The organism is Ruegeria sp. AG1, assembly GCF_056541705.1.
Genome location: NZ_JBQFYU010000005.1, coordinates 181,793 through 196,140 on the forward strand (window position 1 = coordinate 181,793; position 14,348 = coordinate 196,140).

Here is a 14,348-nt window from a genome sequence, read left to right on the forward strand (position 1 = left end):
ATCCCAGCGCACATCCGCTCTGCGCCTGTGCAGAGGTCAGTAAAAGTTCTGCGGGTCGATATCGACGGTCAGGCGGATATCCCCTTTCAGGCGCAGAGGCGCGATCCAGCGGGCGATGGCGTCCTGAATGGGCGCGCCCTTGGGGGCCTTGACCAAAAGGCGCACGCGATGCCTGCCTCGGATCCGGGCAATCGGCGCAGGCGCTGGACCAAAGACCTGAGCGCCAATCTCGCGCAACGGCGCATCATTGCGCGCCATTGCATTGCCGATATCGAAGACCGGAGCGACCTCGGGACCAGACAGCACGATCCCCGCCATGCGCCCATAAGGCGGCACACCAGCGGCTTGGCGACCGGCAGCCTCGGCCTTCCAGAAGCCTTCCTCATCACCCGACAGAATGGCCCGGATGACCGGATGCTCGGGCTGAAACGTTTGCAACAGCGCCTGCCCCGGCTTGTTTGCGCGCCCCGCACGCCCCGCCACCTGTCGCATCAGTTGGAACGTCCGCTCAGCCGCGCGCAAATCCGCGCCATGCAGGCTGAGATCGGCATCAATGACGCCCACCAGCGTCAGCTTGGGAAAGTTATGCCCCTTGGCCACCAGCTGCGTGCCGATGACGATATCTGCATCCCCTTCGGCGATCTCTTCAATCTTGGCCTTCAACGCGCGGGCCGAGCCGAACAGGTCGGAACTGAGCATTGCGATCTTGGCCTCGGGGAACGTCGCCTCGGCCTCTTCCGCCAGCCGTTCGATCCCCGGCCCAACCGGGGCCAGTTTCCCTTCGACCCCGCAAGAGGGGCATGCCTCGGGCATCGGCTTGGTCTCGCCGCATTGATGGCACATCAAGCGCTTGAGGAATCGATGTTCCACCATCCGCGCGTCACAGTGATCGCAGGCGATCTGCTCTCCGCAGGCTCGGCACAAGGTCACCGGCGCATAGCCCCGGCGGTTGATGAACAGCATTGACTGTTCGCCCTTTTCGATCCGTTGCCATACTGCCTGCCGCAAGGACGGGGAAATCCACGTCCCTGTCTGCATCTGCTCGGCGCGCATATCGATCGGCTTCATCTCGGGCAGAACCGCCGCCCCGAAGCGCGAGGTCAGATCCAGCCGCTCATACTTGCCCGCCTCGGCATTGGCCCAGCTTTCCAACGAGGGCGTCGCGCTGGCCAGAATCACCCGCCCACCGCAAATGGCCGAGCGCAGAACGGCCATGTCCCGCGCGCTGTAGTGTACACCGTCTTCCTGTTTGTACGAGGTATCGTGTTCCTCATCGACCACAACCAAGCCCAAATCACGAAATGGCAGGAACAGGGCCGAGCGCGCGCCCACCACCAGTTGCGCATCACCCTGCCCGACCATCCGCCAGACCCGGCGGCGTTCGGTCATCGTGGCCCCTGAGTGCCACTCGGCCGGACGGGCACCAAACCGAGCCTCGACGCGGGTCAGGAATTCGGCCGTCAGCGCAATCTCGGGCAGAAGAACCAGCGCCTGGCGTCCCATGCGCATTGCTTCGGCGACGGCCTCCAGGTAGACCTCGGTCTTGCCCGAACCTGTCACGCCTTTCAGCAGCGTTGTGCCGTAGGTGCCCGTCCGCTGGCCCGCCTGGAGCCGCGCCACGGCCGCCGCCTGATCCTCGGTCAGGTCTTTGCCGGGCAACTCGGGATCGAGAAAGGGATAAGGCAAATCGCGCGGGCTGTCCTCTTCCCGAACAGCGCCCAGTTTGACCAAGCCTTTGACGACAGAGGTCGTTACCCCGGCCTGCTCGGCCAGTTCCTTCAAGGTGAAGGCCAGCCCGCCATATTCCTTCAACGCCTCAAGCACCCGGGTGCGGGCATCGGTCATCCGATCAGGCTCGACAGTCCCTAGCCGGTAGACCTTACGCATCGAGGGCGGATCTCCCAAGCCCGGCGCGCGGGTCGCAAGGCGCAGCATCGCAGGCATCGGTGTCAGCGTGTAATCCGCCACTTTCCCTAGAAACACCCGCATCTCTTCACGCATGGGCGCAACCTCAAGCACCCGGATCACGGACCGCGCCTTGGCCAGATCGAACCCGCCCTGCCCCGGCCCCCAGACCACGCCCAGTACTTTTCGTGGACCCAAAGGCACCTCGACAAACGCACCCAGAAAGCAGCCACCTTCGGGCGCTTTGTAGTCCAACGTCCGGTCCAGAGGTTGCGTGGTCAACACCGCAACCAGCTCTCCTTCGTCGAAAAATCCGTTAGCGCTCACAGCATATCCTATGCAGGGGGTTCCAGCAGGGGTCTCTTTGAGGTAAAGCCATCCGCGACCAAGGCCAACCCATCAAAGGACTGCCCGCATGAAATTCTTCGTAGACACCGCCGAGATCGACGCCATTGCCGAACTGAACGACCTGGGCATGGTGGACGGCGTCACCACCAACCCTTCGCTGATCCTGAAATCAGGCCGCGACATTCTGGAAGTCACCAAAGAGATCTGTGATCTGGTCGACGGCCCCGTATCCGCCGAAGTTGTCGCCACCGAGGCCGACGACATGATCGCCGAAGGCCGCAAGCTGGCCCAGATCGCGCCGAACATCACCGTGAAAGTCCCGCTGACATGGGCCGGTCTGAAAACCTGCAAAACCCTTAGCGACGAAGGCCAGATGGTCAACGTGACCCTGTGCTTCTCGGCCAATCAGGCGCTGTTGGCCGCCAAGGCAGGCGCGACCTTCATCTCGCCCTTCATCGGTCGCTTGGACGACATCAACCTCGACGGCATGGATCTGATCGCCGATATCCGTCAGATCTATGACAACTACGGGTTTGAGACCGAAATCCTCGCCGCCTCGATCCGTACCGTGAACCACGTGACCGACAGCGCGCGCATTGGTGCCGACGTGATCACCGCACCGCCCGCCGTCATTAAGAAACTGGCCGACCACCCGCTGACTGACAAAGGCCTAGAAACCTTCCTGGCCGACTGGGCCAAAACCGGTCAGAAAATCCTCTGACCCTTTGCACGACCGCGCGGTGCCGACAGGCACCGCGCCCGGCCCAACTGTGCGGAGCTGATCTCTGATCAGCGCCAAACAGGCGGGAGCGCTCCGGACACAGCGCAAAACGAAATCCACCCAGACGTGCATTTTTCCCAAGGTAATTCCGGTTGGCCGTGCTATAAGCCGCCAAAACAAAAAACGACCGGACGGGACATGAGCAGCAACCCAAAACTCGAGGACAACCTCCGAGCCGCGATTCTGGCCAAGCCTGATGCTTTGCTGGATGACAAAGATCTGATGCAGGCACTGGTGGACGCCAATGAACAGGCCCGAGGCGACAACGTCATCGACCTGCGCGGCATCGCCATGCAACGGCTCGAGGCCAGACTTGACCGCTTGGAAGACACGCACCGGTCCGTCATCGCCGCAGCCTACGAAAACCTGGCCGGGACCAATCAGGTCCACCGCGCCATTCTGCGTCTTCTGGAACCGGTAGAGTTCGAAGACTTCCTGCGCGTCCTCGGCCAGGATGTCGCCGAAATCCTGCGGGTCCAGCGCATCACACTAGTGCTTGAAACCACCGCCCTTATGGACGATCCCGCCATCGACAAGCTGGGCGGCACGCTGACCGTTGTCGAACCCGGCTTTGTCGAACAATACCTCACCTATGATCGCGGCGGTCCTGCGCGCGACGTCATCTTGCGCGAAATCGATAGGCCCAATCAAAGGGTATTTGGCACTCTTGCCGCTCAACTCAGATCCGAGGCCTGCCTGAAGCTAGATCTCGGATCCGGTCGCCTGCCCGGTCTGATAGTCATGGGAGCCTCGGACCCGAGGCATTTCACGCCGCAACTTGGCACCGATCTGTTATCGTTCTTTGCTGGCGTTTTCGAACGCTCGATGCGCCACTGGCTGTCGTGAGCCTGATTTCGCCAGCCTGCCGGGACGCGCTCCAACACTGGTTGGAGAGTCTGGGTGCGCTGGCGGGGCGGTCTCAAAATACCCAAACCGCCTATCGCGGGGATGTCTCCGATTTCCTGTCGTTCATGACCCTACACCACGGAGACCGTCAGGGCATCGCCGCGCTCGAACGCATCACCGTTTCGGACATGCGTGCCTGGATGGCCGATCAACGCCAAAGCGGCGTGGGCGCGCGATCGCTGGCCCGAAAACTCTCAGCCGTCAAAAGCTTCTACCGTTGGCTGGCCGAGCGTGAAGGGTTCGAACCGACTGCCGTCCTTTCAACCCGCGCGCCGAAATTCACCAAAAAGCTCCCCCGCCCTCTGGCCGAGGACGCAGCCCGCGCCATGATCGAAACGGTTGAGTTGCAATCCAGCAATGACTGGGTCTCAGCCCGTGATGTGGCCGTTGTCACGCTACTCTACGGCTGCGGATTGCGCATTTCTGAGGCGCTGTCTCTGACCGGTGCAGATGCCCCCCTGCCGGCAACCCTGCGCATAACAGGCAAAGGCGACAAAGAGAGGATCGTCCCTGTCCTTCCTGCCGCGCGCGAAGCGGTGGACCACTATCTCCAACTCTGCCCGCACCCGAAATCGGACAACCTTGCCCTGTTTCGCGGTGTCCGGGGCGGAACGCTCAATCCGCGCGCGATCCAAGAGGTTATGTCGAAGGCCCGGATGCAACTCGGCCTGCCCGCAACCGCGACGCCCCATGCCATGCGGCACAGTTTTGCCACGCATCTGCTCTCAGCCGGTGGGGACTTGCGCGCTATTCAAGAGCTCCTGGGCCACGCCTCGCTCTCCACTACCCAGACCTATACGGCCGTCGATACCGCCCGCCTGATGGAGGTCTACAACCGCGCCCACCCAAAGGCCTGAGCTTCAAAAGCATACCGTCGTCAGTGTCCTTGCAACCAAACTGTCTTTTTGCTTTGCATCTGCTCCTCACATCCTTCATGACACGGGCATGACACTTAGATTCAAAGCGCTTGCCGTTCATCTTTTCACCGCAACCGGAGCCGTTTTCGCAATGCTCGCCATGCTGGCGGCCGTGGATGAAAAATGGAGCCTGATGTATCTGTGGCTTGTGGTGTCCTTCATCGTCGACGGCATCGACGGCCCCTTGGCCCGCCACTATCACGTCAAGAAAAACGCACCCGAGTTTGATGGTGTCCTATTGGATCTCATCATCGATTACCTGACCTATGTGTTCATACCGGCTTATGCGCTGTTCAAATCCGGCTTGATGGATGGCTGGACCGGATGGTTTGCGATTATCGTCATAACATTCGCCAGCGCCATGTACTTTGCCGACACGCGGATGAAGACCAAGGACAACTCGTTCTCTGGCTTCCCTGGATGCTGGAACATGTTTGTCATCGTGATCTTCGCGCTCGAGCCGAACTTCTGGGTCAGCCTCGTTCTGGTAACCCTTTTGGCCATCGCCATGTTCCTGCCGCTGAAATTCGTCCACCCCGTCCGCACCGAGCGTTGGCGCAGCGTGACCCTGCCCATGGCACTGGCCTGGACCTTCTTTGCCGGTTGGGCGGCCTGGGTTGATTTCCACCCGGAAAGCTGGGCGCATTGGGGGCTGGTTGTGACCAGCCTGTACCTGGTCTTCGCAGGCATTGCGCAGCAGGTCATTCCGCAACGCAAAAGCGCGGATTACAAAACGTCCTGAACCTCAAACTCGGTCCCGTTATGGGTGAAGACGTCGCCAGCCTGCAGGCCAATCATGGCCAGATAAATCGGGCTCTGGGTTGAGATACCCATATAGGTCTTGCCGTCCACATCAAACCGAGTGGTTGAGACGCAAACAACAAAACGGCGATTGTTGAACTTGATGACCGCGCCGGGCTGAACCGTATCAGTGATACCGAAATTGGTGTTTCCGATCACGTCGATCTTGGCATGATGCGCATGTACCGGCGCGTCGAACGCCGCTGCAAGGTCCGCATTCTCGCGCGAGGCTGCGATATCATCCTTGTCATGCCCCTCTCGATCATCCAGTTGGGCATCTTTCAGAAAGGCGTCGTAATGCGCCTGGGCCGTAGCCAGTTCCTGCGCCTCCAGAGACATCAGTCGGTCTATGATGGCTTTCTTTTCTGCGGCGCGTTCTGCTTGGTCGGTCATTCAATGGGATCCTTCGAACTCTCCTTTTGAAACAAGGTGAGGCTCGAGACGTTGGAATGCAACAGGTTTTCACCGATCAGATCAACAGACCCGCCGCCTTTTCGTGCAGCAACAGGGCCACTTTGGTCTCAACCCCGCCATCGCCTGAGAACCCGCCCAACCCATTGGCCGCCAGAACACGATGGCACGGAATGATGACAGGGATCGGGTTCGCCCCACAGGCCTGCCCCACCGGCTGAGGCGGCTGCCCCAGCTCCCTGGCGATATCCCCATAGGTGCGAGTTTCGCCAAGCGGAATCGCGTACATCAAATCACAGACCTGCCGCTGAAACGCAGACCCCACGACGTGGTAAGGCAGATCAAACCGCTCAAGCCGCCCGTCATCATATGCCTTCAACTGTGCCGCCGCTTCACGCAACAAAGGTGTCTCGGGCCCGTCGCTCACGCCGCCCCAGACAAGACGCGTAATCGCCCCGTCCTGTTCCTCAACCCCAAGACACCCAAATTGGGTCCGTACTGCAATCATCGGCATGAGCGAAGGCTGCCAGCCTTTGCAGGCAAAGCGCAACCCATAACGCGCCGCGCCCGCCTCTTCTTCTGTTTATTAAATACCTCGGAGCGCGAGGCAGAGCCTCGCAAAAGACTCCGTCCACCGCACTCAACAGGTACTTCAGCTCAGTGCTTCATCGCAGCGCCCACAGACGCCCGCATGACTATGCCGTCCCACGTCGGGCAGAATCTTCCAGCACCGCTGGCATTTGTCGCCTTCCGCCTTTTCGAATACCACACCAACGCCTTCAATCTCGGGCACGCGGAAGGCTTCGGCCGGGGCCGGATCCTTGGAGACCGTCAAGCCCGAGGTGATGCAAAGATCATCCACATCAAAACTCGCCAACAGCGCAACAGTGTCCTGATCTTCGACATGCACAATCGGAGCAGCCTCCAGGCTGGATCCGATCACCTTATCCTGACGCTGAACCTCTAGCGCTGCCGTCACAGCGCGACGCACGCGGCGGACCTTGGAAACGGCCTCTTCAAGCTCGGCATCACGCCAATCTACGGGGGTCTCCGGGAAATCCACCAGATGGACCGAGCTGTCGTCGCCGGGGAACCGCTCCAACCAGACCTCTTCCATGGTGAAGACCAGAACCGGTGCCAGCCATGTGGTCAGGCGATGGAACAGGATATCCAGCACGGTACGGGCCGCGCGGCGACGCAGGCTGTCGCCGTCGCAATAGAGCGCGTCCTTGCGGACGTCGAAGTAGAAGGACGACAAATCAACCGTAGCAAAGGTGAAGACCGCGCTGAACACGCCCTGGAAATCGAACTCCGCATAGCCTTTTCGGACCTGCTCATCCAGATCGGCCAAACGGCTGAGGACCCAGCGTTCCAGACGCGGCATATCCTCGGGCGAGACACGGTCGGCCTCGGTGAAGTCGGCCAATGATCCCAGCATGAACCGCATCGTGTTGCGCAGACGGCGATAGCTGTCGGCGGTGCCTTTCAGGATTTCCGGCCCGATCCGCTGGTCGGCGGTATAGTCGGTCTGAGCCACCCACAGACGCAGGATATCGGCGCCATATTGCTTGACGACCTCCTCCGGCACGATGGTGTTGCCCAGAGACTTGGACATCTTGTTGCCCTTGGCATCCAGCGTGAAACCATGGGTCACCACGTTGCGGTAGGGCGCACGGCCTTTGGTGCCGCAGGCCTGCAGCATCGACGAATGGAACCAACCGCGGTGCTGGTCGGTGCCTTCCATGTAGACATCGGCGATGCCATCTTCGGTGCCGTCCTCACGGTCGCGCAGAACGAAGGCATGGGTGGACCCAGAGTCGAACCACACGTCCAACACGTCGAAGACCTGATCGTAGTCATCCGGATTGGCGATGCCGTCGAGGATCTTCTCTTTGAACCCGTCGGTGTACCAGATATCCGCGCCGTCTTTCTCGAACGCCGCCTTGATGCGCGCGTTCAGATCGGCATTGCGCAGCAGGTAATCTGCGTCGGTTGGCAAAGCACCCTTCTTGGTAAAGCAGGTCAGCGGCACACCCCAGGCGCGCTGACGCGACAGAACCCAATCCGGGCGCGCCTCGATCATCGAATACAGACGGTTACGGCCGGTCTGCGGCGTCCATTTCACCAGCTCGTCGATCGACCGCAGGGCACGTTCTCGGATGGTATCACCCATCTCGCCCATGCCATCGTCCAGCTTGCGGTCGACCGAGGCAAACCACTGCGGCGTGTTGCGATAGATGATCGGCGCTTTCGAGCGCCACGAATGCGGATAGCTGTGCTTGATCTTGCCGCGCGCCAGCAGCCCTCCGACCTCGACCAGCTTGTCGATGACCGCTTTGTTCGCGTCACCCTCACCGCCCTTGCGCGACAGAATGTATTTGCCGCCAAAGAACGGCAGATCAGCGCGGAACGAGCCGTCGTCCATCACGTTATAAGTGATGACCTGCTCGAGCATGCCCAGATCGCGGTAGAGCTCAAATTCCTCCATACCGTGCGACGGTGCACAGTGGACGAAACCGGTCCCTTCGGTATCGGTCACGAACTCAGCGGCGCGGAAGTCGCGGATGTCATCCCATTCGCCATTGCCGCCTTCGGCCCCGGCCAGCGGGTGGGTCAGTTGCACACCTGCCAGCTCATCACTGGTCACATCGCGGACACGGGTCCACTGGTCGTCGTTCAGACGCGCGCGGCCCAGCACATCGGCGGCCAGATTGTCGGCCAGCAGGAACTTGTTACCCACACTGGCCCAGCATTCCTCGGGCGCGCCGGTGACTTCGTAGAGGCCGTACGAGATGTCTTTGCCATAGACGACCGCCTTGTTAGACGGCATGGTCCAAGGGGTCGTGGTCCAGATCACAACAAATGCGTCATTCAAATCACCGGCATTCACGACCTTGAACTTCACCCAGATGGTGAAGCTTTCCTTGTCGTGATACTCAACCTCGGCCTCGGCCAGAGCGGTCTTTTCGATGGGCGACCACATAACCGGCTTCGAACCCTGATAGAGCGTGCCGTTCATCAGGAACTTCATAAACTCGTCGGCGATCACCGCCTCGGCATGGTAGTCCATCGTGATGTAGGGATCGGGCCAGTTGCCAGTGATGCCCAGGCGCTTGAACTCTTCGCGCTGGATGTCGATCCAGCCTTCTGCGAACTTGCGGCACTCCTGACGGAAGTCGACGATGTTCACCTCGTCCTTGTTCTTGCCCTTCTTGCGGTACTGTTCCTCGATCTTCCATTCGATGGGCAGACCGTGACAGTCCCAACCGGGCACATAGCGCGCGTCGAAACCCATCATCTGATGCGATCGCACGATCATGTCCTTGATCGTCTTGTTCAGCGCGTGGCCGATATGGAGGTGACCGTTCGCGTAGGGTGGGCCGTCATGCAGGGTGAAAGGCTTACGGCCTTCTTTCTCGCGCAGGCGGTCGTAGACGCCGATCTTTTCCCAACGCTCCAGCCATGCGGGTTCGCGCTTGGGCAATCCAGCGCGCATGGGGAATTCGGTCTTGGGTAGGTTCAGCGTGTCTTTGTAGTCGGGTGTCTGGATCGTGTCGGCGCACATTGGGGGCGTCCTTTGGATGATCTGGTCGTACTAGGATCGAAGCGGTCGGTGCGAAGTCTCAAACACCTTTGCCCGGCGTCTCAAAGGGTCAGAGCGCCGGGGATATAATTCGAATAATGATGGCCATCTGGTCATGCATGGGGGCGCTTATAAGCCGCCCATGCCCGATGGTCCAGAGGCTCCGCCCTATGCGACGAATGGCGCTACATCATCGGGCTAAGGGTGAAACAACGACCCCACGAAATAGGCAATCATGGCCGCTGCACCGCCGATGGCAAACGTCTCCAGCCCCGAGCGCCACCACGGAGTCAGCGACCACCGGCTTTTCAGCGCTCCGATGGCAAAAAACACCCCCATGGTCATGCAGACAGAGAGAGTGAAAGCGTTGTCCAGAGCCAGCAGAAACGGCAGCAGAGGAACCATCCCGGCCACCAGAAAGGCCAGAAACGTGGCCATCGCAGCCTTCACCGGATGCGGATCGACGCTGCCAAGCCCGTATTCGCCCTCGATCATCAGGTTGATCCAGTTTTCGCGGTCCGCGGTGATAGCCTCTGTCGCATCCTCCAACACCTGTCCGGACAAACCCTTCTGCGCAAGGATCTCGCGCACCTCATCGCGCTCGCCATCCGGGTAGAGCGCGATGTGACGCTTTTCGATTGCTCGAATGCGTTTGATATTGTCCAGTTCGGCCTTGGTGCCCGAATAGTTGCCAACGGCCATCGAAAACCCGTCGGCCAGCACATTGGCCAAGCCCAGAGCAACAATTACGAACGAGGACAACCCGGCGCCTACAACGCCTGCGACAATCGCGAATGTGGTGACCGAGCCATCGATGCCGCCGTAGACGATGTCACGCAAAACGCCCCGCCCGGGCGGGTCACTTATTCTCTGTTCGATTTCCTGCTGGCTGTGACCGTGATCTGTCATGGCTCGCTTTCTGTCACATTCACTGTGACGAATTGCATGCCATCCCGCCTTGCGTCAGATCAAGTCTTACTGAACAGCCCCTGCAACGCCCTTTTGATCATTGTGCGGACCGACGGTTTGTGACGATCTGAGAAGGGCAAGGGTCGACACACTTCCATCGCGGCCACCCCGACGCGGGCGCTAAGGGCACCGTTCACCAACCCTTCGCCAAAGCGTCGCGACAGTTTACTGAGGACCGATCCACCCAGAACAGGCTCCAGCAGATCGTCGCCGACGGCCACCGCACCGGTCGCCACGAGATGCACGAAAACGGCGCGCGTCAGGCGCCAGCTTCCCAGAAACCCGGCCCGCCCACCATAAATCTCGGCCACCCGCCGGATCATTCGCAACGAGGCCGCAAGGGCCGTGACCACATCCGCAAGGGCCAGGGGCACCAAGGCCGTGACCGTAGCCACCTGCCGGGCTGCTGCCTCAACCTCACGGCTTGCGGCGGCGTCCAACGGGGCCAGCAGTTCATCCTCGGCCAAAGCCAACAGGCCAGAGGCGTCGAATTGTTCTGACATACGTTCGGACAGCCGATCACGGCCCCATTTGGTCTCATCCCGGCCTTTGTAGAAGGCAATCAGGCGGGTCGTGACCGCGCGCGCCTTGGTCAGATCAGCATCCGCCAAGGCCTCATCCGCTGCGCGGCGCAATCCGTCAACGCGGGACAGGCGGCCAATTGCAGCCAGTTCCCGGACGGCGATGATCAGCGCAACAAGGACCAAAGCTGCGATCAAACCGGTGACAACCCAGCCCAGAATGGGCGCGCGTGCGATCAGCGAGGTCGCGAAATCCCATGCGGCGACCGAAATCGCAGCCCCGACTACCGCCAGCGCCAACCCCCAGAACCAACGCGCCAAGGCTGAGGGTTTGCGGGCGGCAAATCGCGCCGCGCTTTGCATAGCCTGCCCTTGAGGTACCGCCAGATCAGGCACCGGAGGGGCCTTGGCCACGTCGGCGGCGGGTTCGTCTGTTTCGAGGTCGATCAGGACCGGGCCTTTAGCCATTCTCTGCCCCTTCACTACGCCAGACATATTTGATGTCAGGCAGGTTTTCATCGTTGTCCGCCCCGTCGCTTCGGGCGACCTCGGCAAAGCCGTTGCGTTCATAGAACCTGCAAGCGCCGGTGTTGGCCTGAAATGCAAACAGCGTCAGCCGCGAGTGCTGCGCCTTCGCATGATCGAGCAACCGCTTGCCGATCCCCTGCCCGCGCGCAGCAGGCGTCAAGTACAGGGAATGCACATCCGTTCCGTTCAGGGCCAAAAATCCAACCACTGTGTCCGAGACCTCGGCAACAGTAACCCAGCTTTGATCAATCATACGGCCGCAAAATGCGATGGTCTCAGCGCAACTGTGGAGGTCGGGAATCCAGTCATTCTCACGCGAAAACCCGTGCAAGATTTCCCCGGTTGCACCGGCATCGGTGCTGCGGGCGGGGCGGAGGGTAACCGTCACAGCCGGTCTCCGATCAGGAACTGCGCGGCGCGGTCCAACCGGATATGCGGCGGGCCGTCGCCCGGGCGTAGCGTCAACTGGGCCGGGGCGAAAGCCATGAAACCATAATCATCGCCAAGCCACGCCTCGGCCCCGTTTCGGGCCGGGCCGAGCAGATGGGATGGATCATTCGGCAGCTCTCCGGGGTAGAAGGCAGCTTGTTTGCCACTGTTAAATAGTGTTCCCCGAACGCAGGGCAATTCCGTTCCGTTGTGGTTGCGCATTTCTTCGGTCGTGGCGCGCAGCGAGGCCAGCGACAGGGCTGCCGTTTCAGCACCAGCGAAGCTCGCCCGATCCCGTGCTTCACGGGTCAGGGCCTCCATGATCGCGGTCAGGCGCGGGTGTTGCGTGTGGTGCAGATGGTCGGCTTTGGTGGCTGCAAACAGAATGCGTTCAACCCGTTTGCCCAGCAACAACTGGCTGAGCCACGCGTTGCGCCCCGGACGGAAGGCCGAGAGGATATCGCCCATGGCGCGGCGCATATCCTCGACCGCTTGCGGGCCTTTGTGGATTGCGCCCAACGCATCGACCAGCACAACCTGACGGTCGATGCGTGAGAAATGATCGCGGAAGAAGGGCTTCACCACTTGAGATTTATAAGCCTCATAGCGCCGCTCCATCTCGCGCTGCAGGGTGCGACGGCGCGAGGGTTCGGACACAGGCAAAGGCGCAAAAGTCAGAACCGGAGAGCCTGCCAGATCGCCCGGCAACAAAAAACGACCCGGCGTGCAGTCGTAGAAACCAGCGTCCCGCGCGGTGTTCAGATAGGTCGTGAACGCAGCGGCCAGAGCCTGCGCGGTCGGCTCGTCATGCGTTGCCGTCAGATCGGTGCCACGAGCCTGCGCCAGAAACTCGGCCGCTTCGGGGCGGTTTTCGATGCGCGACAGCGTCTCCTGCGACCAGTCGGCGTAGGATTTGTCCAGCAACGCGAGGTCCAGAAGCCACTCGCCGGGATAGTCCACGATGTCCAGATGTACGGTGCGCGGTCCCTGAAGCCCTGCCAGCAACCCGGCCGGTCGGGCTTTGAAGGACAGGCGCAACTCGGACACCGCGCGGGTGCTTTCGGGCCAGTGCGGCTGTGGGCCAGTCAGGTCGGAGAGATGGGATTCGTAGTCGAACCGCGGGACCGTGTCGTCTGGCTGCGGTTGCAGGTAGGCCGCGTTGATGCGCCCCTCTTGCTGCGCAACCAGGCCGCTCATGCGGCCCCGGTCCAGCAGGTTTGCCACCAGCGACGTGATGAAAACCGTCTTGCCGGAGCGCGCCAGACCGGTGACGCCCAGACGGATGACCGGCTCGAAAAACGTCTCGGACACGCTGTCGCCGATGGATTCGACGCTGCGCACAAGACTGTCTGCCAGGGATGAGATGACCAAATTGTCGCCCCGCAATAATCGTTTCGCCCAAGATAGGTAGCCGCTGCCGGACATGCCAGCGCTTTCGCCCCCTTGCCCGTTTGCGCGTCGCGCGCTACCAGCGGCCCATGCCCAGATATGCTTTGAAAGTCGAATACCAAGGGGAGCCGTTTGCCGGATGGCAACGCCAGAAAGAGCTGCCCTCGGTGCAAAGGGCCATTGAGCACGCCCTGTCCCGCATCCAGCCGGGTGATCACACCATTGCTGCCGCCGGGCGCACCGATGCGGGTGTGCATGCGCTGGGGCAAGTGGCGCATTGCGATCTGGTCAAGGAGTGGGATCCGTTCCGTCTGTCCGAGGCGTTGAACTATCACCTTAAGCCGCAGCCGGTGGCGATTGTTCAGGCTGCGCGGGTCGCTGATGACTGGCACGCGCGCTTTACGGCGGTTGAACGTCAATACCTGTTCCGCATCCTGATGCGCCGCGCGCCTGCGACCCATGACAAAGGGCAGGTTTGGCAGATCAATCATCAGCTGGATGTCGAGGCCATGCAGGCGGGTGCGGATATGTTGATCGGGCGGCATGATTTCACCACTTTCCGATCCTCGATCTGTCAGGCGGCCAGCCCGGTGAAAACTCTGGATGAGTTGCGGGTGGAGCAGGTGCAGGGTTTCTCCGGCCCCGAGGTGCATTTTCACGTTCGGGCGCGGTCATTCCTGCACAATCAGGTGCGCAGCTTTGTGGGAACGCTTGAACGTGTTGGCGCGGGGTCGTGGTCACCCGAGGATGTGCGCGACGCGCTAGAGGCCGAAGATCGCGCCGCCTGCGGGCCGGTTTGCCCGCCGCAAGGGCTGTATCTGGCACGGGTCAGTTACCCTGATCCGGTTTTCTAGATCGCT

Annotated in this window: 13 protein-coding genes; 5 read left to right on the plus strand and 8 right to left on the minus strand. The window is 61.0% G+C overall.

Translation table 11 applies throughout. The features are described 5' to 3' along the window. Positions 1-36: 36 nt before the first annotated feature. The gene (locus ACR0B5_RS09225) at positions 37-2,232 is read right to left on the minus strand and encodes a primosomal protein N' (RefSeq protein ID WP_480540087.1); all 2,196 of its coding nucleotides are present in this window, start codon (positions 2,230-2,232) and stop codon (positions 37-39) included. A gap of 88 nt (positions 2,233-2,320) precedes the next feature. Here ACR0B5_RS09225 and fsa point away from each other — a divergent pair, with 88 nt between their 5' ends. From fsa to ACR0B5_RS09245, 4 genes are all read left to right on the plus strand, one after another. After that, positions 2,321-2,974 (plus strand): fructose-6-phosphate aldolase, encoded by a 654-nt coding sequence (gene fsa, locus ACR0B5_RS09230; RefSeq protein WP_480540089.1) that lies wholly within the window; start codon positions 2,321-2,323, stop codon positions 2,972-2,974. A gap of 198 nt (positions 2,975-3,172) precedes the next feature. Then, positions 3,173-3,880: a DUF484 family protein gene (locus ACR0B5_RS09235; protein ID WP_480540091.1), complete on the plus strand. Its 708-nt coding sequence runs from the start codon at positions 3,173-3,175 to the stop codon at positions 3,878-3,880. Beyond that, positions 3,877-4,797 (plus strand): tyrosine recombinase XerC, encoded by a 921-nt coding sequence (locus ACR0B5_RS09240; protein ID WP_480540093.1) that lies wholly within the window; start codon positions 3,877-3,879, stop codon positions 4,795-4,797. Before ACR0B5_RS09235 ends, ACR0B5_RS09240 begins: the two co-directional genes overlap by 4 nt. Before the next feature lie 88 nt (positions 4,798-4,885). Next, on the plus strand, positions 4,886-5,599 hold the full coding sequence (locus ACR0B5_RS09245; protein ID WP_480540095.1) for a CDP-alcohol phosphatidyltransferase family protein: 714 nt from the start codon (positions 4,886-4,888) through the stop codon (positions 5,597-5,599). Here ACR0B5_RS09245 and ACR0B5_RS09250 read toward each other — a convergent pair. The 7 genes from ACR0B5_RS09250 to ACR0B5_RS09280 form a co-directional block, all read right to left on the minus strand. Continuing rightward, positions 5,584-6,051 (minus strand): hypothetical protein, encoded by a 468-nt coding sequence (locus ACR0B5_RS09250; RefSeq protein WP_480540097.1) that lies wholly within the window; start codon positions 6,049-6,051, stop codon positions 5,584-5,586. The two genes, ACR0B5_RS09245 and ACR0B5_RS09250, sit on opposite strands and share 16 nt — an antisense overlap. A 76-nt stretch (positions 6,052-6,127) precedes the next feature. Next, on the minus strand, positions 6,128-6,583 hold the full coding sequence (locus tag ACR0B5_RS09255) for a methylated-DNA--[protein]-cysteine S-methyltransferase (RefSeq protein ID WP_480540099.1): 456 nt from the start codon (positions 6,581-6,583) through the stop codon (positions 6,128-6,130). A gap of 138 nt (positions 6,584-6,721) precedes the next feature. Beyond that, positions 6,722-9,634 (minus strand): isoleucine--tRNA ligase, encoded by a 2,913-nt coding sequence (gene ileS, locus ACR0B5_RS09260; RefSeq protein WP_480540100.1) that lies wholly within the window; start codon positions 9,632-9,634, stop codon positions 6,722-6,724. A 216-nt stretch (positions 9,635-9,850) separates the two neighbouring features. Further along, complete coding sequence (locus tag ACR0B5_RS09265; protein ID WP_170377767.1) at positions 9,851-10,561, minus strand: VIT1/CCC1 transporter family protein; 711 nt, start codon at positions 10,559-10,561, stop codon at positions 9,851-9,853. Between the two features lie 59 nt (positions 10,562-10,620). Next, positions 10,621-11,610, minus strand: a complete 990-nt coding sequence (locus ACR0B5_RS09270; protein WP_170377765.1) for a YcjF family protein — start codon at positions 11,608-11,610, stop codon at positions 10,621-10,623. Beyond that, complete coding sequence (locus ACR0B5_RS09275) at positions 11,603-12,058, minus strand: GNAT family N-acetyltransferase (protein WP_170677002.1); 456 nt, start codon at positions 12,056-12,058, stop codon at positions 11,603-11,605. Before ACR0B5_RS09275 ends, ACR0B5_RS09270 begins: the two co-directional genes overlap by 8 nt. Then, positions 12,055-13,470, minus strand: a complete 1,416-nt coding sequence (locus ACR0B5_RS09280; protein WP_480540104.1) for a YcjX family GTP-binding protein — start codon at positions 13,468-13,470, stop codon at positions 12,055-12,057. Before ACR0B5_RS09280 ends, ACR0B5_RS09275 begins: the two co-directional genes overlap by 4 nt. Positions 13,471-13,577: 107 nt before the next feature. On the opposite strand from ACR0B5_RS09280, the gene truA reads away from it, so the two are divergent. Further along, positions 13,578-14,342: a tRNA pseudouridine(38-40) synthase TruA gene (gene truA / locus ACR0B5_RS09285; protein ID WP_480540106.1), complete on the plus strand. Its 765-nt coding sequence runs from the start codon at positions 13,578-13,580 to the stop codon at positions 14,340-14,342. The last annotated feature ends 6 nt before the right edge of the window (positions 14,343-14,348 follow it).

What these genes read in the sequence shown, in the direction of transcription:
- fsa (WP_480540089.1), top strand. Translation starts at nt 2,321, where the DNA reads ATGAAATTCTTCGTAGACACCGCCGAGATCGACGCCATTGCCGAACTG.
- ACR0B5_RS09235 (WP_480540091.1), top strand. Translation starts at nt 3,173, where the DNA reads ATGAGCAGCAACCCAAAACTCGAGGACAACCTCCGAGCCGCGATTCTG.
- ACR0B5_RS09245 (WP_480540095.1), top strand. Translation starts at nt 4,886, where the DNA reads ATGACACTTAGATTCAAAGCGCTTGCCGTTCATCTTTTCACCGCAACC.
- ACR0B5_RS09250 (WP_480540097.1), bottom strand. Translation starts at nt 6,051, where the DNA reads ATGACCGACCAAGCAGAACGCGCCGCAGAAAAGAAAGCCATCATAGAC.
- ACR0B5_RS09255 (WP_480540099.1), bottom strand. Translation starts at nt 6,583, where the DNA reads ATGCCGATGATTGCAGTACGGACCCAATTTGGGTGTCTTGGGGTTGAG.
- ileS (WP_480540100.1), bottom strand. Translation starts at nt 9,634, where the DNA reads ATGTGCGCCGACACGATCCAGACACCCGACTACAAAGACACGCTGAAC.
- ACR0B5_RS09265 (WP_170377767.1), bottom strand. Translation starts at nt 10,561, where the DNA reads ATGACAGATCACGGTCACAGCCAGCAGGAAATCGAACAGAGAATAAGT.
- ACR0B5_RS09270 (WP_170377765.1), bottom strand. Translation starts at nt 11,610, where the DNA reads ATGGCTAAAGGCCCGGTCCTGATCGACCTCGAAACAGACGAACCCGCC.
- truA (WP_480540106.1), top strand. Translation starts at nt 13,578, where the DNA reads ATGCCCAGATATGCTTTGAAAGTCGAATACCAAGGGGAGCCGTTTGCC.